Source organism: Mycolicibacter longobardus (genome assembly GCF_002102265.1).
Classification (GTDB): domain Bacteria; phylum Actinomycetota; class Actinomycetes; order Mycobacteriales; family Mycobacteriaceae; genus Mycobacterium; species Mycobacterium longobardum.
The window spans coordinates 220,740-241,426 of the sequence record NZ_LQPG01000007.1; the positions used below are offsets into that span (position 1 = coordinate 220,740).

20 protein-coding genes are annotated in these 20,687 nt (G+C 68.0%); 8 read left to right on the top strand and 12 right to left on the bottom strand.

Features of this window, described 5'->3' with window-relative positions:
- Window positions 1–2: 2 nt before the first annotated feature.
- The gene (gene rpsJ / locus AWC16_RS01965) at window positions 3–308 is read right to left on the bottom strand and encodes a 30S ribosomal protein S10 (RefSeq protein ID WP_003883485.1); all 306 of its coding nucleotides are present in this window, start codon (window positions 306–308) and stop codon (window positions 3–5) included.
- A 505-nt stretch (window positions 309–813) separates the two neighbouring features.
- Between rpsJ and AWC16_RS01975 the strand changes: the two genes are divergently transcribed.
- Window positions 814–1,239: a hotdog fold domain-containing protein gene (locus AWC16_RS01975; RefSeq protein ID WP_085263130.1), complete on the top strand. Its 426-nt coding sequence runs from the start codon at window positions 814–816 to the stop codon at window positions 1,237–1,239.
- Between the two features lie 124 nt (window positions 1,240–1,363).
- On the opposite strand, the gene AWC16_RS01980 is transcribed toward AWC16_RS01975, so the two are convergent.
- Complete coding sequence (locus tag AWC16_RS01980; protein ID WP_085263131.1) at window positions 1,364–3,025, bottom strand: carboxylesterase/lipase family protein; 1,662 nt, start codon at window positions 3,023–3,025, stop codon at window positions 1,364–1,366.
- Window positions 3,026–3,143: 118 nt separating this feature from the next.
- Between AWC16_RS01980 and AWC16_RS01985 the strand changes: the two genes are divergently transcribed.
- Entirely contained in the window at window positions 3,144–4,397 is a 1,254-nt protein-coding gene (locus tag AWC16_RS01985) for a cytochrome P450 (protein WP_085263132.1), read from the top strand.
- On the opposite strand, the gene mftG is transcribed toward AWC16_RS01985, so the two are convergent.
- The 7 genes from mftG to mftA all read right to left on the bottom strand — a co-directional run bounded on the left by mftG (window position 4,379) and on the right by mftA (window position 10,933).
- On the bottom strand, window positions 4,379–5,824 hold the full coding sequence (mftG, locus tag AWC16_RS01990; protein ID WP_085263133.1) for a mycofactocin dehydrogenase MftG: 1,446 nt from the start codon (window positions 5,822–5,824) through the stop codon (window positions 4,379–4,381). The genes AWC16_RS01985 and mftG overlap by 19 nt on opposite strands.
- A gap of 6 nt (window positions 5,825–5,830) precedes the next feature.
- Window positions 5,831–7,243 (bottom strand): mycofactocin biosynthesis glycosyltransferase MftF, encoded by a 1,413-nt coding sequence (gene mftF / locus AWC16_RS01995; protein WP_085263134.1) that lies wholly within the window; start codon window positions 7,241–7,243, stop codon window positions 5,831–5,833.
- Entirely contained in the window at window positions 7,240–7,974 is a 735-nt protein-coding gene (gene mftE, locus AWC16_RS02000) for a mycofactocin biosynthesis peptidyl-dipeptidase MftE (protein ID WP_085263135.1), read from the bottom strand. The genes mftF and mftE overlap by 4 nt, the downstream gene beginning before the upstream one ends.
- 184 nt (window positions 7,975–8,158) lie before the next feature.
- Entirely contained in the window at window positions 8,159–9,352 is a 1,194-nt protein-coding gene (mftD, locus tag AWC16_RS02005; protein ID WP_085263136.1) for a pre-mycofactocin synthase MftD, read from the bottom strand.
- A gap of 2 nt (window positions 9,353–9,354) precedes the next feature.
- Window positions 9,355–10,536 (bottom strand): mycofactocin radical SAM maturase, encoded by a 1,182-nt coding sequence (gene mftC / locus AWC16_RS02010; RefSeq protein WP_085263137.1) that lies wholly within the window; start codon window positions 10,534–10,536, stop codon window positions 9,355–9,357.
- Window positions 10,533–10,838 carry a mycofactocin biosynthesis chaperone MftB gene (gene mftB, locus AWC16_RS02015; protein WP_085263138.1) on the bottom strand — a complete coding sequence of 102 codons (306 nt, stop codon included), beginning with the start codon at window positions 10,836–10,838 and terminating at the stop codon, window positions 10,533–10,535. The genes mftC and mftB overlap by 4 nt, the downstream gene beginning before the upstream one ends.
- Before the next feature lie 2 nt (window positions 10,839–10,840).
- Window positions 10,841–10,933, bottom strand: coding sequence for a mycofactocin precursor MftA (gene mftA / locus AWC16_RS02020; RefSeq protein WP_085263139.1), 93 nt, complete (start codon window positions 10,931–10,933; stop codon window positions 10,841–10,843).
- Window positions 10,934–11,038: 105 nt separating this feature from the next.
- Between mftA and mftR the strand changes: the two genes are divergently transcribed.
- Window positions 11,039–11,635 (top strand): mycofactocin system transcriptional regulator, encoded by a 597-nt coding sequence (gene mftR / locus AWC16_RS02025; protein WP_085263140.1) that lies wholly within the window; start codon window positions 11,039–11,041, stop codon window positions 11,633–11,635.
- Window positions 11,636–11,731: 96 nt separating this feature from the next.
- Here the strand turns inward: mftR and AWC16_RS02030 are convergent, their stop codons facing one another.
- Entirely contained in the window at window positions 11,732–12,784 is a 1,053-nt protein-coding gene (locus tag AWC16_RS02030; RefSeq protein WP_085263141.1) for a TIGR03857 family LLM class F420-dependent oxidoreductase, read from the bottom strand.
- Between the two features lie 87 nt (window positions 12,785–12,871).
- Here AWC16_RS02030 and AWC16_RS02035 point away from each other — a divergent pair, with 87 nt between their 5' ends.
- From AWC16_RS02035 to AWC16_RS02045, 3 genes are read left to right on the top strand one after another with little or no spacing between them, the layout of a single operon-like run.
- On the top strand, window positions 12,872–13,882 hold the full coding sequence (locus AWC16_RS02035; RefSeq protein ID WP_085263142.1) for an aromatic ring-hydroxylating oxygenase subunit alpha: 1,011 nt from the start codon (window positions 12,872–12,874) through the stop codon (window positions 13,880–13,882).
- Between the two features lie 10 nt (window positions 13,883–13,892).
- On the top strand, window positions 13,893–14,510 hold the full coding sequence (locus AWC16_RS02040; RefSeq protein ID WP_085263143.1) for a cysteine hydrolase family protein: 618 nt from the start codon (window positions 13,893–13,895) through the stop codon (window positions 14,508–14,510).
- Complete coding sequence (locus AWC16_RS02045; protein WP_085263144.1) at window positions 14,498–16,147, top strand: acyl-CoA synthetase; 1,650 nt, start codon at window positions 14,498–14,500, stop codon at window positions 16,145–16,147. Before AWC16_RS02040 ends, AWC16_RS02045 begins: the two co-directional genes overlap by 13 nt.
- Here the strand turns inward: AWC16_RS02045 and AWC16_RS02050 are convergent.
- Together AWC16_RS02050 and AWC16_RS02055 are read right to left on the bottom strand one after the other, a co-directional pair.
- Window positions 16,144–17,571 (bottom strand): aldehyde dehydrogenase family protein, encoded by a 1,428-nt coding sequence (locus AWC16_RS02050; RefSeq protein WP_085263274.1) that lies wholly within the window; start codon window positions 17,569–17,571, stop codon window positions 16,144–16,146. The genes AWC16_RS02045 and AWC16_RS02050 overlap by 4 nt on opposite strands.
- A gap of 17 nt (window positions 17,572–17,588) precedes the next feature.
- The gene (locus AWC16_RS02055) at window positions 17,589–18,407 is read right to left on the bottom strand and encodes an NAD(P)-dependent oxidoreductase (RefSeq protein WP_085263145.1); all 819 of its coding nucleotides are present in this window, start codon (window positions 18,405–18,407) and stop codon (window positions 17,589–17,591) included.
- A gap of 124 nt (window positions 18,408–18,531) precedes the next feature.
- Here AWC16_RS02055 and AWC16_RS02060 point away from each other — a divergent pair, with 124 nt between their 5' ends.
- On the top strand, window positions 18,532–19,317 hold the full coding sequence (locus tag AWC16_RS02060) for a coniferyl-alcohol dehydrogenase (protein ID WP_085263146.1): 786 nt from the start codon (window positions 18,532–18,534) through the stop codon (window positions 19,315–19,317).
- Window positions 19,318–19,339: 22 nt separating this feature from the next.
- Window positions 19,340–20,614 carry a cytochrome P450 gene (locus tag AWC16_RS02065; protein WP_085263147.1) on the top strand — a complete coding sequence of 425 codons (1,275 nt, stop codon included), beginning with the start codon at window positions 19,340–19,342 and terminating at the stop codon, window positions 20,612–20,614.
- Window positions 20,615–20,687: the final 73 nt, after the last annotated feature.

The window sequence follows — 20,687 nt, forward strand, 5'->3', positions numbered from 1 at the left end:
CCTTATTGGATGTTGACGTCGACGCTGGCCGGCAGATCGATGCGCATCAGGGCGTCAACGGTCTTCGGCGTGGGATCGAGGATGTCGATCAACCTCTTGTGGGTGCGCATCTCGAAGTGCTCCCGCGAGTCCTTGTACTTGTGCGGGGACCGGATGACGCAATAGACGTTCTTCTCGGTCGGCAGCGGCACCGGGCCCACCACGGACGCCCCGGTGCGGGTGACCGTCTCGACGATTTTGCGCGCCGAGGCGTCAATCGCCTCATGGTCGTAGGCCTTGAGCCTGATGCGGATCTTTTGTCCCGCCACGCTTCTGCTACCTCACTCCTGCAAAGGGGGCTCGATGTTTCGAGCCCTTTCGTGCCCCAGCTCGTCTGTCGGACCCGTGGGTCCGGTGTCGACACTGCGCTGGGCGCTGCCGCCGCTGTTTACCTGTCCTGGTCCACCGGTCCCCGCGGTCGGGCGTGTCGCCCGCACGCGGCCTCGTGCACGGTGAAAAAACTCCGTACTGCGAGAGTGGGACCGGATGCGCCCGGGTGGGCGCTGGTCGTATGCCCAGCCAGGGGCAAACCTGGCGCAGGCGAACCTGAACAGTATGCCCCAGATCGGTTCAGCGGCCAAATCCCCGCGGTTTAGCAAGACTCGACGAAGGAGAGGCGAAGCTGGAACCGCGGCATCAACCCAGCCGTAGCTCCGCCGGGCCGCCGGACAGGTCACCGAAGAGCCGCCCGACACGCGATCTTACTTGTCGGTAAGATCGGTAGGCGTGACCGGATCTACCAGTACTTATCAGACATGGCGACGGCTCGCGGGCATGCCCGGCGGCACCCGGCTGTTCTCGGCCGCGGCGATGGCCCGGGTCCCCTACTTCGCCTCGGTGCTCCCACACGTGGTCCGAATGGAGCCCGGGCTGGCGGAAGTGCTGGTGCCGAAGTGGCCTTTCGTCTACAACCACCTGCACACGGTGCACGCGATCGCCTCCTGCAATGCCGCCGAGGTAGCGATGGGAATGCTGATGGAGGCCACCGTGCCGCGCACTCACCGCTGGATCCCCAAGGCGATGAACGTGCAGTACCTGGCCAAGGCGACGACGTCGCTGCGGGCGACGGCCCGCCTGGAGCTGCCGGACTTCGGATCCATCACAGAGGGCACCGAGGTGGTGGTGCCGGTCAGCGTCACCGACAAGACCGGCGCGGAGGTGGTGCACGCCGACATCACCACCTGGGTGACGCCGGCCTGATCGGGGCGCCTACTCCGTCTCCCCCGCCTGCCCCACCCCCGCCGAGCGTGTACTGAGACCGAGATTTCAGGCCGGCGATTTTTCGTACTGAGTACACGCTCGGCGAAGAAGAGTGACCCGTGGGTCAGCCCCGCACCGTCGCCCAGAAGTCGCACCGGTGCTCGGTGGCGTAGTCGTTGATGACCCGGTTGCCATCGGGTCGCAGCGACATCCACCGCCGGTCGGAACCTGTTCCGATTGCGGGCCAGTCGGGTTGCCCCACGCCGACCGGCGCTCCGGTCACCACGAACCCGGTCCAGTACTCGACCATCTGGTCGGACAGTCGGCGCTGGACGGGGTTCAGCGGCGGCGCGCCGCCGATGTCGAACAGGTAGCGCATCTCCAGGGAATGGGTGGCCCCGATCGGGAACGGCACCTGGTCGTACAGATCCGGGGCCGGGGCGTTCGGGTCGTCGAACTCGTAGCCGAACACCGGCGCGCTGCCGGCCAGCCCGCGCGCCATCCGGTCCGCCACGCAGGCGAAGATGTCGTCGGTCACCGCGGCCGCGTAGGCCAGCGAGACGCTGCCGTCGAACCGGGAGGGCGGATAGTGGTCGGCCACGGCGGCGCTGACATCGGGGCCGAAGGTGTCGAACAGCTCCTCGGGGTACTCCGCGGCGGTGATCTCCCGCCCGACACGCAGATACCGCAGCGCCACGAACATGGTGAACTCGTCACGGTTGATACCCAGCAGCACCGGTCTGCGAGCGGTGACGCCGGCTGCCGAATCCCCGGACTCCCGGAACTCCCGCACCGGGTCTTTGGGCAGCAGCGGAGTTCCGATCGCCGGGCCGCTGAGCTGATCCGAGCCGAACCGCGCATACCACAGCGGCTTGGTCAGCCGGTCCGGCGGCAGTGCGCGCAGACAGGACGCGATCTCCTCGTCGGGATCCTGGCCCGCCGTGCCGCGCTGGGCACACCCCATCGATTCCGTGTAGTCACGGCTGATCCGTTGCGCCTCGGCCAGCTCGACCTGTGACTGGCACGGTCCACTCTGGATGATCGCCGCCCTGAACAGCCCCGCCGAATCCGGTGCGACCAGGTGATCGCAGACCGACATGGCCCCGGCCGACTCGCCGGCGATGGTCACCTTGGCCGGGTCGCCGCCGAACTCACCGATGTTGTCGCGGACCCAGCGCAGTGCCGCCTGCTGGTCGGCCAGGCCGTAGTTGCCGGCCTCTCCCAGTGCGGGGTCGGCCAAGAACCCGAGCGCGCCCAGCCGGTAGTTGATGGTGACGACGATGATGCGGCCGCGGACCGCCAGCCGTTGCGCGTGGTAGATGTCGCCGGCGCCCCGCATGAAACTGCCGCCGTGAATCCAGACCATGACCGGCAGCGGCTCGGCGGCCGAACCGGTGGGCGTCCACACATTGAGCGTCAGGCAGTCTTCGCTGATCGGGTCCACATCGGCGGTGTCCGGCTGGATACACCACGGCCCAGGTTCGGCGGCGTCGCGCACGCCCGGCCACGCCGGCATGGGCGCCGGCGGTTGCCAACGCAGCGGTCCGATCGGGGGCGCGGCATACGGGATCCCCTGGAACAACCGGTGATCCAGCGCGACGGTCCCCTTCAGCAGCCCGGAACCGGTCCGCACGACGTCGGCGTTGAGCGCGACCGCGTGGAACCCGGCCGTCGGCTGCGACGCGGCTCCGTCGGACCGCGCGCACCCGGCGACCAGCGCGGTGATCAGTGCCAGCGCCACGGCGACGGCCCGCAGGCCCCGTCGGCGGCAGGTTCCGGTCAACATGACCGATGAGCCTAATCTGCCGGATCGCCGCAAATCACCGCCACGACGGGCGACGATCCCCGACACTGGGTAAAAAGCTGACACGTGTCAAGAAATCCGCGGGACAAGGAGCCGGGCATTGAGCACTCCGATCATCGATGAGGCGTCCCGGGTGTTCGCCGACCCGACCGCCTACGCCGACGAACCCCGCCTGCATGCGGCCCTGACCCACCTGCGGGCGCACGCGCCGGTGTCGCTGGTGGATCACCCGCCCTATCGACCGTTCTGGGCGGTCACCCGGCACGCAGACATCCTGGAGATCGAGCGCGACAACGTGCTGTGGATCAACGAGCCCCGGCCGTTGCTGGCCCCCGCCGCCGCCGACGATCTGCAGCAGCAGTTGCTGGCGTCCGGCATGGGGCTGCGCACCCTGATCCATATGGACGATCCGCTGCATCACAAGATGCGGACCATCGCGTCGGACTGGTTCCGCCCCAAGGCGATGCGGGCGATGAAGGCCCGCGTCGACGAATTGGCGCACCGCTACGTCGACAAGATGGCCGAGGTCGGTCCCGAATGCGACTTCGTTCAGGAGATCGCGGTCAACTACCCGCTTTACGTGATCATGTCGCTGCTGGGGCTGCCGGAGTCGGACTTTCCCCGGATGCTGCGGTTGACCCAGGAACTGTTCGGCGGCGATGACGACGAATACCGCCGCGGGATCACCCCGGAGGAGCAGCTGCCGGTGCTGCTCGATTTCTTCGCGTACTTCAACGAGCTCACCGCAAAGCGGCGTGCCCACCCCACCGACGACATCGCATCCACCATCGCCAACGCCCGTATCGATGGCGAGCCGCTGTCCGACGTGGACACCGCCTCCTACTACGTCATCCTGGCCACTGCCGGCCACGACACCACCAGCGCCGCGATCAGCGGCGGTCTGCGGGCACTCGTCGAACACCCCGATCAGCGTGAGCGGCTCCGCCAGGACATGCAGCTGATGCCGACCGCGGTGGAGGAGATCATCCGGTGGGTGACCCCGGTCAAGGAGTTCATGCGTACCGCGACCGTCGACACCGAGGTGCGCGGGGTGCCGATCGCCAAGGGCGAATCCGTCTATCTGTCCTACGTTTCGGCCAATCGCGACGAGGACGTGTTCGCCGACCCGTTCGTCTTCGACGTCGGACGCGACCCGAACAAGCACCTGGCGTTCGGCCACGGCGTGCACTTCTGCGTGGGATCCGCGTTGGCCCGCATGGAGATCAACAGTTTCTTCACCGCCCTGTTACCCCGGCTGGAGGACATCGAACTCGCCGGCGAACCGCAGCTGGTGTCGACGACATTCGTCGGCGGCATCAAGCACCTGCCGATCCGCTACCGGATGCGTTCCTGACCGTGCAGCAACGTCGTGGCCCGGTGCGCCAGCATGGCGATCGTCGCGTGCGGGCCGCGGCTGGTGATCCGGGGCAGCGCCGAACCGTCGATCACCCACAGCCCGTCGATACCGCGCACTCGGCATTGCGCGTCCAGCACCGCCGCTTCGTCGTCGTCGACGCCCATCGGGGCGCTACCGCACAGATGCTGCGAGGTGGACCAACGCGGCTCAGCGCCAGCGGTTTTCGCGCCCAGTAGCTGCCCGACCAGATCCACGCCGCGGCGCAGTGCCGCCAGGTCGTCCGGTTCGGTGTCATAGCGGTGCTCGATGCGCGGCGGGACCTGCGGGTCGGGCGAGACCAGGCTCACCCGGCCGCGGGCCCGCGGCACCATCAGCGCCACCCCGATCTGCGGTGGATCAGCCGGCCCGGCTTCACCGATCATCGCGCCGAAACCGGTGGTGTAAGGGCGGATTTCCAGGTCTTCGTGGTGCAGCACCGCCTCGAGCACCGGACGGCCCGGTGTTCCCGGCCAGTTGGCCGCGACCAGCCATTCCGGGTGATCCGCACAGTGCACACCCACCGGAAGCCTCGAATGCACCGCGATGCCGGCGTTGCGCAGCATCTCCTCCTCGCCGATTCCGGACAGCATCAGCAGATGTGCTGACCCGATCGCCCCGGCGCACAGAATGATTCGATCCGCGGTCAATCTGATCCGACCCTGCTCCCCGATCGCCTCGACGGCCACGGCCCGGCCACCGGAGACCTCGATCCGCACCGCCCGGGTCTCGGAGAGCACGGTCAGGTTGGGCCGATTCAGCGCGGGCAGCAGGAAGGCCGCGCCCGGTCCGGTGCGCACACCGTCGACGATATTGAGGGGGACAAGCCCGGCGCCGCCCAGCGACGTCGTCGTCGTGTCGTTGAGGTCGGCGATCCACCTGAATCCGGCCCGCTCGACGAGCCTTATGAATCGCTCTGTGCCGATACATGTTTCACGGCTACGACGCACAGGTATCGGCCCGGATTCCCCGTGTTGGGGGCCGCGGAAGTCAAGGTCGGTCTCGATGGCCCGGAAGGACTCCAGCACCTGCGGCCATGACCAACCGGGCGGGAAGGCGTCGAAGTCGACCGGGACTCCCCGGCAGAAGTAACCACCGTTGACAGCGCCCGAACCACCGATTGTGGCGCCCCGCATTATCGTCACCGGATTGCCGAATCCGCTGGTCAGCTCGGCTTGATATCGCTGGACCAATGGGCTGGCCGCGCCGATCGGCAGCTGCGCGGCATTCGCCGCATGCGCGGCCAGAGCGGGATCGGCCAGTCCCGGCCCCGACTCCAGGACGGTCACAGCGCACGCCGAATCAGACGAGAGTAGTGCTGCGACAATAGATCCCGCACTCCCGGCACCCACTATGAGGGTATCGCTGTGCAACACCGAAACGGTCAAGGCGACCTAACTGCGGATCTGCGGCTTGAGGGCGGCAAGGTTGCGCTCCCGCAGCACGCCGCCCCACAGGCCGGCCCCGTAGGCCAGGTCGTCGACCCGCTTGAGCAGCAGATAGGCCGGCAACCCGAGTGGCCGGTCATCGTCTTCACAGCGCGCGTGCCGCAGCCAATCCACCACCCCGTCGCTGACCGCCGCCACCAGCACCACCCGGCGGCAGCGCTGGGACACCAGCGCGGCCAGCAGGGCGACAGGCCAGTAGTGCCGGCACAGGGCCGAGGCGATCTGCAGCCCGGCGGCGGCCAGACCGCGCAACGTCACCATCAGCACGTCCGCGGGCGCGGTGTCCGGACCCCGCATGGACTTGGCAACCCGGTGCCCGGTCAGTGCCGTGATGGCCAACGAGACCAGGTAGCCCAGTGCCGAGCCCAGCGCCATCAGGGCCCAGCCCACCAGCGCCCACCCGGAGATCACCATCGGGGCTGCCTTGTCCGGGTGGCGGGCCGACAGCGGCGCCGCCGATCCACCGTAAAACGCCTTGCGCGCCACCCAATCCCGCAGCTGCACCCGGTGGTCGTGGGCAACCTGCGCGATCGGCTCGTAGCGCAGCCTCTTGCCGGCGTCCACCAACCGCCAGCACAGGTCCACATCCTCCCCGGACCGCAGCGCCTCATCGAAGCCGCCCAGCTCGCGCAGCGCCGAGCAGCGGCAGATGATCGCCGCGCTCGGGACGTAGGCGACCTTGCCGTACGGGACCACCGGCGCCTCGCAACCACCCAGGTCCAGCGACGAACGGATCGCCTCGTATCGCGCCACCAGGTGACCGCTGTCGGCCATGCCGACGATGCGCGGGGCGACCAGCGCCACCGTCGGATCGCAGAAATGCCCCAACAGTGCTTCCAGCCAGCCCCGGCGCGGCACCACGTCGGAATCCAGGAACGCCACGAACTCCGTCTTACAGGCCGCCAGGCCGGCGTTGCGCGCCGCCGCCGGACCTCTGCTCTCCGGGTGACGCAACACCTCCACCTCGCAGCAGTGCCCGGCCGTCAGCTCCTCGCGGCGCACCGGGACCTGCGACCCGTCGTCCACCACGACAACACGCAGGCCCCGCAGTGAGGCCATCAGCCGTTGGAGCCCGACGATGTTGTCCCGCACCGGAATAACCACGGTGACGTCCCGATGCGAGGGTCCGCCGGCCGGACGCGGATGGGCGACGGTGGCGTCGAGCAGGGTGCGGGCCAGCTGTGCGCTGACGGCGTCACGTACTTCCAGACGGCCGTCGGACAACATGCCCTGGGCGGCCGGGGCCAGCCGGAGCAGCCGGGTGGGCGAACCACCCAACAGCGTGGACCCGCGACCCAGTACCCGCACCTTCCGATCCACCTGCACCGCGAAACCGTCGGGTAGCCGAGCGGCGGTCATCGCAGCAGCCCGTCCGGACCGGGCGTCCAGCCGTCGATCAACGCGACGCCGCCGTCGACCATCTCGGCGAGGATCCGTCGCCCTTCCTCGGCACTGGCGGTGGTCGGATCGCCGAGCACCCCGACGGCGCTCACCGCGGCGACACCACCGCGCCGCATCGCGGGCAGCAGCTCTGCCAGCGGAGCGCTGTTGCCCGGCCGCGCCCGGTCGAATCTCACCTCATCGGGTGAAAGATGCAGCAGCAGAGATGTTTCGGTGTGCCCGGCATGGGCATCGGCGTGCGCTGCGGCGCACGGCAACCAGGCAACGTCGCGTGCTTCGAACCGCAGCCGGCGCACCGCCTCGGCCAGCGCGGGTACGTTGCCGCCGTGGCCGTTGACGAAGACCACCCGCTGCGCCCAGCAGCACGCCGAGCGGCCGTACTCCAGCAACAGCTGGGTCAGCGCGTCGGTGCCTATCGAGATGGTTCCGGCGAAGCTCTGATGCTCGCCGCTGGCGCCGTAGGCAATGGCGGGCGCAACCGGCCAGTCGTGCCCGGCGCGGGTGCCGGCCAACCGCTCGGCCATCCCCCGCGCCAGCGCCTGGGCGATCCGGGTATCGGTGTCCAGCGGCAGGTGCGGACCGTGCTGTTCGGTCGCCCCGACCGGGACCAGAAGCGTCACGGACCGCCCCGGTAGCTGGTTCTGCAGCTGACTCGACGTCGAACTACCGAGCTCGCCGCGAATCGCCATCGGACGATGGTAAGCGAATTCACCTGTCGTACACCAGTTGTTGACGAGCACGACAATGAGAAATTTTGCCCACCGACGTCCCGGGAATCGTGCCTGATTATCACGTCCGTCCCGTCCGCCACGGGCGTATCAGGTCCGGGCCCGGACTTCGCAGGTGGGCGAGCTGATGGGCGGCCCCGGGTGACTAGCCGACAGGGCCCGCCGGCACCCCGAGCGCCCGGGAGAAACCGGCCGGAATCAGGATGTCGTCCGGCGTGAGGTCGTGCACCGAGGCCCGGCCGAGCCCCATCAGGGCCGAGTCGATGCCGCCGCGAAGGATGTCGAGGACGTTCTCCACCCCGGGCTGTCCCGCCGCGGCCAGTCCCCACAGATACGCCCGGCCGATCATCACCGCCCGGGCCCCCAACGCCACCGCCTTGACGACGTCGCCGCCGCGCCGGATGCCGCCGTCCAGCAGCACCTCGATCTGGTCGCCGACGGCCTCGGCGATGGCCGGCAGCGCCCGGATAGCCGCGGGGGTGCCATCCAGATTGTTGCCGCCGTGGTTGGAGACTGAGATCGCCGAAACCCCGGCATCGACAGCACGTTTCGCGTCATCGACCCGCATCACGCCTTTGAGCATGAACGGCCCGCCCCACAGCTCACGCAGCCACGCGATGTCGTCCCAGGTGGGCGGCGGGGTGCCCATCCACTCACCGTAGGCCTGGAAGAACGGCGGACCTGGCTCGCCGCGGCGCGCCTGGTTGGGCACCCGCAGGGTCGGCGGGCGCATGGTCTTGGCCCACTGCAGGAACCACCGCGGCCGACTCAGGGCCTCCGGCATCATCTTGACCATGGTCTTGAGGTCCATCTGCTCCGGGATCTTGGGGCTGCCCCAGTCCCGGCCGTGCGAGAAGCTCCAGTCGGTGGTCGCGATCAGGCCGACCGCCCCGGCCTCTCGAGCTCGTTCCGCCCGCTCGGCGATGGCGTCGCGTCCCCCCAGCCAGTAGATCTGGAAGAAGGTCTTGGGGTTGGCGGCGATGACCTCCTCCATCGGCTTGCTGGCGAACGACGACAGCCCCATCGCGGTGCCGCGGGCCGCCGCCGCCCGTGCGACGGCCACCTCACCGGCCGGGTCGACCGCCTGCACACCGGTCGGTGAGATCATCACCGGCATCGATATCTCTTGCCCCATAACCGTTGTCGACAGCTCACGGCTGGCAGGAGCACCGACCACATGCGGGGCGAAACCCAGCTCACTGAACGCCGCAACGTTGTCGCTGACCGTCAAGCCCTTTTCGCTGGCCGAGATCAGCGACGAGTACGCAGATTTCGGGAGTCGCTTTTTGGCTCTTTCCTGGGCGATAGCAACGGTTTCGAACCAGACATCACGAGCCATTATCAGATTGGACTTTCATTGCAGAGGCGGGCCGGCGGACGCATGGACAGCGTCAACGGCACCACAGAGGTGATCGGCTTGCCACGGGAATGATCCGCGGAGGGACGGGGCTTGGCCCGATCTCGGGCCAGCGCCGGGGCACCGTAGCCCTGTACGCATTCCGGGTCGGGGCCGTCCAGTGGCAGCCCGGTGAAGAACTTGGCGGCCATACAGCCGCCCCGGCAGCTGTCGTAATGGTCGCATCCGCCGCAGGCACCCGCGGACTGCGGCTCCCGCAGTTCGCGGAACAGCGGGGAGTTCTTCCAGACGTTGTCGAAACCATGGTCGGACAACACGTTTCCGGCAAGGAAACGCTCGTGGATGGCGAATGGGCAGGCATAGACGTCACCGACGGGATCGATCAGGCACACCACCCGGCCGGCACCGCACATGTTCAGCCCGGCGAGCGCGCCGGGCGCCCCCAGCCCGGACAGGTGGAAGAAGGAGTCGCCGGTCAGCACCCGCTCGCCGTTGGCGACCAACCAGTCATAGAGCGCGACCTGCTGGTCGGCGGTCGGGTGCAGGTCGTCCCAGACATCGGCACCGCGGCCCGACGGCCGCAACCGGGTGATCCGCAGGGTCGCCCCGTACCGACTGGCCAGCGCGGCGAAGTCATCGAGTTGGTCGATGTTGTGGCGGGTCGCCACAACCGAGATCTTGGCGTCGGAGAAACCGGCCGCGGCCAGGTTCTCCAGCGCACGGATCGCCATGTCGAAGGAGCCCTCTCCCCGAACGGCATCGTTGACGTCGGCGGTCGCACCGTCCAGGGAGATCTGGACGTCGACGTAGTCGCTGGCCGCCAGCTTGGCGGCCACCTCGGGTGTGATCCGCAGGCCGTTGGTGGAGAACTTCACGCCGACGTGGTGCTCGGTGGCGTAGTCCACCAGCTCCCAGAAGTCCGGGCGCACAGTGGGTTCCCCACCACCGATGTTGACGTAGAACACCTGCATGCGTTCCAGCTCGTCGATGATGTCCTTGCATTGCTGCGTGGACAGCTCACGCGGATCGCGCTTGCCCGACGATGACAGGCAGTGCACGCACGCCAGGTTGCACGCGTAGGTCAGCTCCCAGGTCAAGCAGATCGGCGCATCCAGCCCGTGCTCGAACTGTTCGATCAGCCGGGGCACCGGTGCCACGGATGTCATTGGCCCTCCCTGGGCATCAGCATCTTCGAGTCCGCCAACACGCCCAGGGCGTGCAGGTACGGACCCTGGTCGGCATTGTCGACTCCGGCTGCTCGGCAGGCGGATCGGACATCGTCATGGTCGGCCAGTGACCGCACCACCTCGACGATGGTGCGGTTCTTCAGAAACGACAGCTTGCGGGTGCCGAAGTGGTACAGCAGCGCACCGAACGGCTCCGGACGAATCGCCACCTGCGGGTGCAACCGCCAGCCGCGGTCGGGGTCGAACGTCTGCGCGTCCGACTGCACGGCTGCCTCCGGCACGCTCAGTAGACCCCGCACATGCCGTCGATGGAGACCTCTTCGACCAGGCTCTCGGTCACGATCTCGGCGGTCTCGTTCTGCTGGTTCTCATCCATCACGGGGGCCTCTCTGACGTTCGTGTTCGACAACCGACTGTCGTGTCGGTCACAATCTCGGACAGAATATGGCATCGAGTGCCGTAACGGAAGTGGGGCGGTCAGATGGGCGGTACGCCGGGACCTCAGCCCCGCGCTGGTCGGCGCCGTTCCACCACCCGGCAGCACATCACCGACGTCGGCATCGACCTGTTCGCGGCGCGTGGATTCGGTGAGGTCAGCGTCGACGACGTCGCGCAGTCCGCCGGTATCGGCCGCCGCACCCTGTTCCGGTACTACGCCTCGAAGAACGCCATCCCCTGGGGTGACTTCGACGTACACCTTCGACAGCTGCGTGAACTGCTGGACGGCATCGACCCCGAGGCCCCACTCGGTGACGCGCTGCGCGCGGCGCTGTTGGCGTTCAACACCTTCGATGAGGGTGAGACGGCCCGGCATCGCCGCCGGATGCGGGTGATCCTGCAGACCGACGAGCTGCAGGCCTACTCGATGACGATGTACGCGGGCTGGCGCGGCGTCATCGCGGAGTTCGTGGCGCGCCGGGAGGGTGCGGATCCGGCCGAGCTGCGGCCGCAGACGGTGGCGTGGATGATGCTGGGGGTGGCGCTGAGCGCCTACGAGCGCTGGCTGGGCGACGAGTCGCTGTCGCTGCCGCAGCTTCTCGGCGAGGCGTTCGACGCCATCCGCGGCGGTCTGGACTGAGCGCTACCCGTTCCGCGAGCGAGCGTGTCTGCACGCCGACACGCCGCAAACATTGTCATTCTGTGCACCCTCGCGCAGGAAAGGCGAGCGGAGGGCTCACCCCACGACGTCGCGGTAGGCGGCGACCACCGGCTCCAGTTCATCCGGGGTGGCGCCGTGCATGATCACCGCGTCGGCACCGTAGTCGAACTCCCGGCGGATGCGTTCGACGCATTGGCGGGCTGAGCCGGTCGCTGCGGGTTCCAGCCATTCGTCGGGGAGCAACGTCGCGATGTGCTCGATCTGCTCGGCGGTGGCCTTGTGGTCGATGCCGCCCGGGATCGAGGTCACCACCGGATCCTCCCGGAAGCGTTGCAGCACGGCGGGATCCCAGTTGTTGGTGCGCACCATCAGATCCCCGTAGCCCTGTAGATAGGTCGCCAGTCTCCCGACGGTCTTGCGCAGCCGCAGCTCTTCGGGCAGGTGATCACCGACAGTGGCGAAGCACGACCACACCCGCACACCGTCCGGGTCGCGGCCGGCCCGTTCCGCGGCGTCCTTCACCGTTTTCACGCTGCGCTGCAGCGTCTCCGGAGTGAAGTAGGTGTGCAGAATGACATCGTCGAACAACGCCCCACCCAGCTCAAGCGTCTTGCGCCCGAATGCCACTAAGGCCAGCCGGATGTCCTCACGGAAGTCCGGATCCAGAAACAGCACCTGGTAGCGGCCGATCGGCCCGTCGTGGTCGAAGATCACCTCGCCGTGCCAGAGCCGGCGCATCACCTGCGCGAAGTCGGCCAGCTGCGCGGTGGTGACGCCCGGAATACCGAACGCCGCGTACATCGCGGCCACCCCGCGCCCAAGGCCCAGGGTGAACCGCCCACCGGACAGCCGGTGCATGGTGGTCGCCCACGATGCGGTGATCAACGGGTGGCGAGTGTTGTGATTGGTTGCCGCGGTGGCGATCTGCATCCGCTCGGTGACCGCGCAGGCCGCGCCGGCCAGCGACGACGCCTCCTTGACGTTCCAGCGCTCGGAGATGAACGCGGTACCGAAGCCGAGTTGCTCGCCACGGCGCGCCTCGCCCATCAGCGCAGCCGGTCCTTCCCCGCCGGCGCCGGCCAGCAGGTAGTAACCCAGCTCGTCGAGCACCCGGTCGGATCGGCCCATGACCGTACTCCTTCCACCCCGCGGGCATGCGTCTATCGACGGGTTTACGGTACGGTATTCAGTTGACCGCCCGCGAGAGGACACGCGATGAAGGTTCCGTTCACCTGGAAGGTCACCGGCTGGTTCATGATCGGCTGGTCACCGGAGTTCGTCGCCGGCCAGACCCGCGCCCTGCACTACTTCGGCGAAGACCTGGTCGCCTACCGCGGCGAGTCCGGCGAGCTGCATGTCATGGAGGCGCACTGCAAGCACCTGGGTGCTCACCTGGGCCACGGCGGCAAGGTGATCGAAGAACGCGTCGAATGCCCGTTCCACGGGTGGCAGTGGGGACCCGATGGCTGCAACAAGTTCATCCCCTATCAGCCGGACCGGCCGAACAAGGCGCTGCGGCTTCGGGTCTACCCGGTCCGCGAGCAGCACGGCTGTGTGTTCGTCTGGCACCATCCCGACGGCGCGGAACCCGGGTGGGAGATGCCGGACATCTTCGGCAAGTTCCCCGAGTTCACCACCGGCCCGCAGGACTACTACCGGGCCTATCCGGAGTTCTCCCGGCGCCTGGAGGGCGAACCGGTTCATCCGCAGATCGTCGCCGAAAACGCCGCCGACAGCGCGCATTTCCAGTACGTGCACCATGCGACGGTGACGCCGAGGGTGCTGGACTGGAAGATGGCCGACCGGGAGTGGCACTTCGTCGCCGGCTGGCCCGATGAGAACAGCGACGACCCCGATGACATGGCGCTGCGGTTCCACTCGCACCTGTTCGGACTCGGCGGGGCGATCAGCATCTTCGAGGGCGTGCAGCAGCACCGGCTGATCTTCACCTGCACACCGGTCGATGAGGGCCGATCGGATCTGTTCTATTCGATCTGGTGGCCGCGGCTTCCCGGCGATGATTCCGACGCACCGCCGGAAGACATCCGCAGGCGCGTCGAGAGACAGTTCTTGACCACCGTGGAAGACGACTTGGGCATCTGGCGCTACCAGCGCTACATCGAACACCCGGCGCTGGCCAAGGTGGACGCGAAACCGTTTATGACCCTGCGGAAATGGGCGCAGCAGTTCTACGATGCGCCGGCTGCCGACGTCGTCTTGACCTGACAGTCTTGACATGACAACCGCACTCGCGGACCTGGTGGCACCCGCACACACCGCGATCATCACCCAGGAGCTGCAGGGCGCCGTCGTCGGCCCCGACGCCGGACTGCCGATGCTCGCCGATCAGGCCCGCCGCGAAGCGCTGCCGAACATCGGCCGGCTGCTGCCGGTGGCACGCACCGCCGGGGTCCGGGTGGTGCACTGCCTGGTGCACCGCCGGCCGGACGGAGCGGGCTCCAACCACAACGCGCGACTGTTCGCCGCCGGCCGCCATGCGGTGCAGATCGAGCCGGGCAGCCCCGGCGCCGCCCTGTTGCCCGAGTTCGGACCGGAACCGTCTGACCTGGTGCTCAGCCGCTGCCACGGCGTGGGACCGATGGGCGGAACCGATCTGGACGCGGTCTTGCGCAATCTGAGCGTGTCCACCGTGGTCGCGGTGGGGGTCTCCTTGAACGTGGCCATACCGAACCTGGTCATGGACGCGGTCAATGCCGCCTATCGCGTGGTGGTGCCCCGCGACGCGGTGGCCGGTGTGCCCGCCGAGTACGGTGCTGCCATTATCGAGAACACCCTGTCGCTGCTGGCGACGATCACCACCACCGAGGAGCTGATACGCACGTGGCGACCCTGACCCAGTTCACCGTGCCGGAGGTCATCGACGCGGTGGCCGCGGCGATTCCCGACCGCGACATGATCGTCCAGGGCGATCGGCGCTACAGCTACGCTCAGATCCTTGAGCGCTCCAACCGCTTGGCCTCGTACCTGCATTCACGCGGGCTGGGTTGTCACACAGCACGATCGGAGCTGTCTCCGCACGAGACCGGACAGGATCTGCTGGGGATCTACGCCTATAACGGCAACGAGTTCGTCGAAACCCTGCTGGGCAGCTTCCGGGCCCGGGTGGCACCGTTCAACGTCAACTACCGCTACGTTCGCAACGAATTGGCCTACCTGCTGGCCGATTCCGGTGCCACCGCCCTGGTGTATCACGCCAGGTTTGCCGCCACCCTGGCCGAGGTGCTCCCCGACCTGCCGCAGCTGAAAGTGCTGATCCAGATCGCCGATGACTCCGGCAACGCCCTGCTGGACGGGGCGGTCGACTACGAGGCGGCATTGGCGGAGAGTTCGCCCCAGCCGCCACCGGTGCAGCCCTGCGCCGACGACCTGTACGTGCTCTACACCGGCGGCACCACCGGGATGCCCAAGGGCGTGCTGTGGCGTCAGCACGACATCTTCATGGGCTCGTTCGGCGGCCGAAACCTGATGACCGCCGAAGAGGTGCGCTCCGTCGATGACATCGTGGGGCCGGCTGCGGCCAATCCCGGGATCAAGCTGATGATCCTGCCGCCGCTGATCCACGGCGCCGCCCAGTGGGCGGTGATGACGGCGATCAACACCGGTCAAACCCTGGTCTTCCCTTCGGTTGTGGACCATTTCGACGCCGACGACGTGGTGCGTGCCATTGAGCGGGAGAAGGTGTTGTCAGTGACGGTGGTCGGCGACGCGATGGCGCGGCCGCTGATCGCCGCCATCAAGAAGGGCACCGCCGATGTGTCGTCGCTGATGGTGGTGGCCAACGGCGGCGCCCTGTTGACGCCGTATGTCAAGCAGCAGATCGTCGAGACGCTGCCCGGGGCCATGGTGATCGACGGGGTCGGCTCCTCGGAGACCGGAGCCCAGATGCGTCACATGTCGACATCGGGCGCCGTCTCCACCGGAACCTTCGCCGGCGGACCGGATACCTGCGTGGTGGCCGAAGACCTCGGCACGGTGCTGGAACCCGGCCACGACGGTCTGGGCTGGCTGGGTCAGCGCGGCTATGTTCCGTTGGGCTACAAGGGCGATGCCGCCAAGACCGCCGCGACGTTCCCGGTGATCGATGGAGCACGTTTCGCCGTTCCCGGCGACCGGGCCCGGCACCTGGACGACGGATCCATCGAGCTGCTCGGCCGGGACTCGGTGACCATCAACTCCGGCGGGGAGAAGATCTTCGCCGAAGAGGTCGAGACGGCGATCGCCTCCCACCCCGGGGTAGTCGACGTGGTGGTCGCGGGCCGGCCCAGCGAACGCTGGGGCCAGGAGGTGGTGGCCGTGGTGGCACTCGCCGAGGGCGCCGCCGTCACCGCCGCCGAACTCATCGAGCACGCCGGCGGATCACTGGCCCGCTACAAGCTGCCCAAGGCGGTCGTGTTCCGGCCGGAGATCGTGCGAAGCCCGGCCGGCAAGGCCGACTATCGGTGGGCGCGCGAGCAGGCCGAGCAGGGCTAGCGTTTCTTCAGCCGGCGACGAGTCCGGTTGCGCGCCCTGCGCAACATCATGTCGCCGTAGCGCTGCATTCCGGGCTTAAACGGCGGCGCGGCGCTGCCGGTCAGGCTGAACGGCAGATCCGAGCCGACCACCGTCCGGTAATGGCTGAACGCATCGAAGCCCGCCTTGCCGTGATAGGCGCCCATGCCGCTGCGGCCCACCCCGCCGAACGGCGCCCCCGACGGAATCATCTGAGCGGCGAAGTCGTTGCGGGCCACTCCACCACTTCTGGTGCGCCGCACAAAATCACGGAAGTTATTGCCGCCCGGGCCGAACCAATAGGCAACCAGCGGCGCGGGACGCGCGTTGATCGTCTCGATCGCATCGTCGAGACTGCCATATCCCTGCACCATCAGCACCGGCCCGAAGATCTCCTCGGAGGCGATGCGCATCGTGGCGTCGGCATCGCGCACGATGGTGGGCGCGATCTTGCGGGAGGCGCGGTCCGGCAGCGCCTCCCCGTCCGGGGCAACGCTCTCCACGACGGCACCGCGTTCGCGTGCGTCGTCGATCAGTCCCAGCACCCGGTCGAAGTTGGCCTCGTTGACGCATGAGCAGTAGTCGCCGTTGTCCAGGATCGTCGGGAACATGTCCCGCAACGTCTGCCGGGCCACGTCGACGAATGCCTCGACGTCGGGCTCGGGTACCAGTACGTAGTCCGGGCACACGCAGACCTGGCCGCCGTTGACCATTCGGGCCGACGCGATCCGTTTCGCCGATCGTGCGATGTCGGCGCCGGGTGCCACCACGACGGGATTCTTGCCGCCCAGCTCCAAGGTGACCGGCACCAGGTTGTCGGCCGCGGCGCGCTGCACCAGCGCACCCACCGACGGGGACCCGGTGAAGAAGACGTGGTCGAACGGCAGTCCGGCGAACGCCGCTGCCACATCGGCGCCGCCGGTGACGACGGCCAGTTCGTGATCACCGAAGTAGTCCGGCGCAACCTTCTGCATCAATTCGGCTGTGTGGCGGGTGATCTCGGACATCTTGATCATCACCCGGTTGCCCGCCGCGAAGGCCGCTGCCGCCGGCACGACCACCAGTTGAAGCGGGAAGTTCCACGGGCCGATGATCCCCACCACGCCGAGCGGACTGGGCTGGACCTCGGCGCGCAGCCCGGCCAACCGAGCCGCCCGCATCAGCTTGCCGGATCGCATCCATTGCCGGACATGCGATCTGGTGTGCTCGATCACCGGGATCATGCCGACCAACTCGGTGGACAGTGAGGCCGCGCGCGACCGGGTTCCGAAATCCTCGCCCATCGCCTCGACGAAGGCGTCGGTGTTGTCCAGCACCATGGCCAGCAACCGGTCGATGCGGTGGCGCCGCACGGCGACGTCGGGCGGCCCATCGGCCATGAAGGACCGCCGCTGCTTCTCCAGCAGATTCGCCAGCTCGGCCGTCACGACAGGTCCAGCGGCCCGTTCTCGGCCACAGTCCGCAGCTGGCCCAGCTCGACACCCCGGTCGGCGGCGGCCTCGATACAGGCGGCGACATCCTTACGCATAAAGGGGGCAACGACTTTGGCGAAGCTCTCCACCCCGCCGGCCGACTGCACATATCCGGCGGCCCGGCTGCCACCGCTGCACTGCGCCAGCGCTTCGAACAGGCTGGTGTCGCGCACTCCGAGGCTCTTGCCGAGTTCCACCGCGCCGGCGACCAGTTGCGCGTTGGCGGCGAACAGCACGTTGTTGATCAGCTTGAGGTTCAGCGCGGTGCCGAGTTCTCCGGTGGTGATCACCGGGTCGGCGTAGGCCGCCAGGACCGGCCGCGCGCGGGCCACCGCGTCGTCGGGCCCGCCGAGCAACACCGTCAGCGTGCCGGCGGCGATGTCGTGGGCACCGCCGCTGACCGGTGCATCCACCAGCACCGCACCGGCCGGGAACTCTGCCGTCAGGCCGGTCAGGGTGCTCACCGTTCCGGTGGTGTGGGAGACCACCACCGTGTCGGGGTCGGCGTTGGCCAACAACCCGTCGGCACCGCCGACGACGTCGACGAGCTGGGCGTCGGAGAACAGGCAGCTGATCACCACACCGGCACCGCGCGCAGCCGCGGCAACCGAGTCAACCGGCACGGCGCCGGCGGCAGCCAACCGCTCACGCACTTCGGGCCGGCGCGCGTACACCTGCACGCGATACCCGGCGTCAACCAGGCGCAGCACCATCGGCTCGCCCATCTGGCCGGCTCCAACAAACCCCACGACCTGGCCTGTTGTGCTCATTCTCGGCTCCTCAAGGCAGCTTTCGGCTATCCGGTAAGGCCAACCGTAGCATTGTCCACAAGCGCCGAATTCGTTACAGTCGAGCTTACTGTCGACTTTTCGGGTACATCAGAAGGCTGGCGCGATGAGCAACCCGCAGCGCAAGGTGGTGGTCGTGGGCGCCGGGTCGGGAATCGGCGCGGCCACAGCCGCGCTCTTCCACCAGCGCGGCGATTTCGTGCTCGCCGTTGACGTACGCGCCCACCACACGCCGGCGTCACAGCATGTCTGTTGCGACCTTCGGGATGCCGCCGCGATCACCGAGTTCACCCGCCGGGTCAGCGACGGCTGGGACCTGCTGGCCCACGTCGCAGGCGTGCCCGGAACCGCACCGGCCGCCGAGGTGCTGACGATCAACTATCTGGGCATGCGCCTGATGACCGAGGGCATGCTGCCACGGTTGCGGCGCGGTGGTGCGGTGGTCGCGGTGGCCTCGACCGCGGGGCTGGGCTGGGAGCAGCGCATACCGACGCTCGACGGATTGCTCGAGGCGACCGACGCCGAGTCGGTGGCGCGCTGGCAGGCCGATCAGGACCCCGCCTTCCCGGTGTACACCACCTCCAAGCAAGCCATGATCCTGTACGCCAAGCGGCGGGCCGCGAGCGCGCAAGCCGAATACGGCGTACGGATCAACACGGTGAGCCCCGGACCGGTCGAGACGCCGATCCTGCCCGACTTCGAGCGGTCGATGGGCAAGGAAATGCTCGACACCGTGCGCGCCACCGTCGGTCGGCACGCGCGCGTCGACGACATCGTGCCGGTGATCGACTTCCTGGGCTCCCCCGCGGCCGGCTGGATAACCGGCCAGGACGTTCTCGTCGACGGCGGTTTCATCACCTCGATCACCGCCGGCACACCCATCACCGTCTAGGGCCAACCCCCGAGAGGAAACCATGACCCTGAGCTCGAGCACCCCGACCTCACCGCACCGGTATCACGACCTCGACATCTCCGAAACAAGCTTCTGGGGCAGAGACTTCCGGAGCCGGGACGAGACATTCGCGACGCTGCGCAGCGAGCAGGGACTCACCTGGCACCGGCCGATGCCCGCAGTCTTCCCCCACGAGGAGACCGGATACTGGGCGGCGACCCGGCACGCCGACGTCAAGTTCGTCAGCCAGCACGAGGAGCTGTTCTGTTCCAGTGAAGGGGTCAGCGTCGATCCGATGCCGGCCGAGATCCAGCGCAACATGACGTTCTTTCTGGCCATGGACCCGCCCGACCACGACCGGTACCGCAAGCTCATCAGCTCGGGTTTCACCCCGCGGCAGGTCCGGCGCATCGAGGATCAGATCAAGTCCAATTCCCGCGACATCGTCGACAACCTGCTGGCGCAGCTGCGCCGCGGTGACCAGATCGACTTCGTCGCAAGCTGTTCCGGGCAGCTGCCGATGCGCACCATCTCCGACATGATCGGTATCGACCCCGCCGATCAGGAGAAGGTCGCCTACGCCGCCGAGTGCCTGTTCAGCGGCAGCGACGAAGAGTACGCCTCGCTGGAGGAACGGGCCGTGCACGTCATGACGCAGCTGGGCGTGCTGGCCGGCTCCGGTGTCGAGCTGGCGCAGCGCCGCCGCACCGAGCCGCACGACGATCTGATGACCGAGCTGGTCAATGCCGAGGTGGACGGCCACCGCCTCACCGACACCGAACTCGGCTCGTTCATGGTGCTTCTGGGCTCGGCGGGCAACGACACCACCAAGCAGACCACCACGCACGCGTTCAAGGCCCTCGTCGAACATCCCGAGCAGCGCGCCTGGCTGCTGGCGGACTTCGACAACCGAATCGGCGGCGCGGTCGAGGAATTCGTCCGCTGGGCCACACCGGTGCTCGCCTTCGCCCGCCACGCGGTGGCCGACACCGAGGTCGCCGGGACCGTAATCAAGGCCGGCGAGAAGATCGCGCTGTTCTACTGCTCGGCCAACCGCGACGAGACGGTGTTCGACCGGCCGCACGAATTCGACATCACCCGTGCCACCAACCCGCACCTGGGTTTCGGCGGCGGCGGCGCGCACTACTGCCTGGGCACCCACGTTGCGCGGATGGAGCTGCGCCACCTGTTCTACGAGCTGCTCACCCGGCTGCCGGAAGTCACGCTCGGCGAACCGGAGTACCTGCAGAGCACCTTCGTACACGGCATCAAGCGGATGCCCATCAGTCTCGCCTGACGCTGGCGTTACGATCACTTAATCATTTACTGTAATCATTACAGTAACTCATTCAACCAGATCGGAGGCCAGC

Bases quoted from the DNA above. Each gene is read 5' to 3' on its own strand.
- mftF (WP_085263134.1), bottom strand. From the start codon at position 7,243: ATGACCGCCGCTCGGCTACCCGACGGTTTCGCGGTGCAGGTGGATCGG.
- mftC (WP_085263137.1), bottom strand. From the start codon at position 10,536: ATGACATCCGTGGCACCGGTGCCCCGGCTGATCGAACAGTTCGAGCAC.
- AWC16_RS02035 (WP_085263142.1), top strand. From the start codon at position 12,872: ATGAAGGTTCCGTTCACCTGGAAGGTCACCGGCTGGTTCATGATCGGC.
- mftE (WP_085263135.1), bottom strand. From the start codon at position 7,974: ATGGCGATTCGCGGCGAGCTCGGTAGTTCGACGTCGAGTCAGCTGCAG.
- AWC16_RS02055 (WP_085263145.1), bottom strand. From the start codon at position 18,407: ATGAGCACAACAGGCCAGGTCGTGGGGTTTGTTGGAGCCGGCCAGATG.
- AWC16_RS01980 (WP_085263131.1), bottom strand. From the start codon at position 3,025: ATGTTGACCGGAACCTGCCGCCGACGGGGCCTGCGGGCCGTCGCCGTG.
- AWC16_RS02030 (WP_085263141.1), bottom strand. From the start codon at position 12,784: ATGGGCCGATCCGACCGGGTGCTCGACGAGCTGGGTTACTACCTGCTG.
- AWC16_RS02065 (WP_085263147.1), top strand. From the start codon at position 19,340: ATGACCCTGAGCTCGAGCACCCCGACCTCACCGCACCGGTATCACGAC.
- mftD (WP_085263136.1), bottom strand. From the start codon at position 9,352: ATGGCTCGTGATGTCTGGTTCGAAACCGTTGCTATCGCCCAGGAAAGA.
- AWC16_RS02040 (WP_085263143.1), top strand. From the start codon at position 13,893: ATGACAACCGCACTCGCGGACCTGGTGGCACCCGCACACACCGCGATC.
- AWC16_RS02060 (WP_085263146.1), top strand. From the start codon at position 18,532: ATGAGCAACCCGCAGCGCAAGGTGGTGGTCGTGGGCGCCGGGTCGGGA.
- AWC16_RS01975 (WP_085263130.1), top strand. From the start codon at position 814: ATGCCCGGCGGCACCCGGCTGTTCTCGGCCGCGGCGATGGCCCGGGTC.
- mftA (WP_085263139.1), bottom strand. From the start codon at position 10,933: ATGGATGAGAACCAGCAGAACGAGACCGCCGAGATCGTGACCGAGAGC.
- mftR (WP_085263140.1), top strand. From the start codon at position 11,039: ATGGGCGGTACGCCGGGACCTCAGCCCCGCGCTGGTCGGCGCCGTTCC.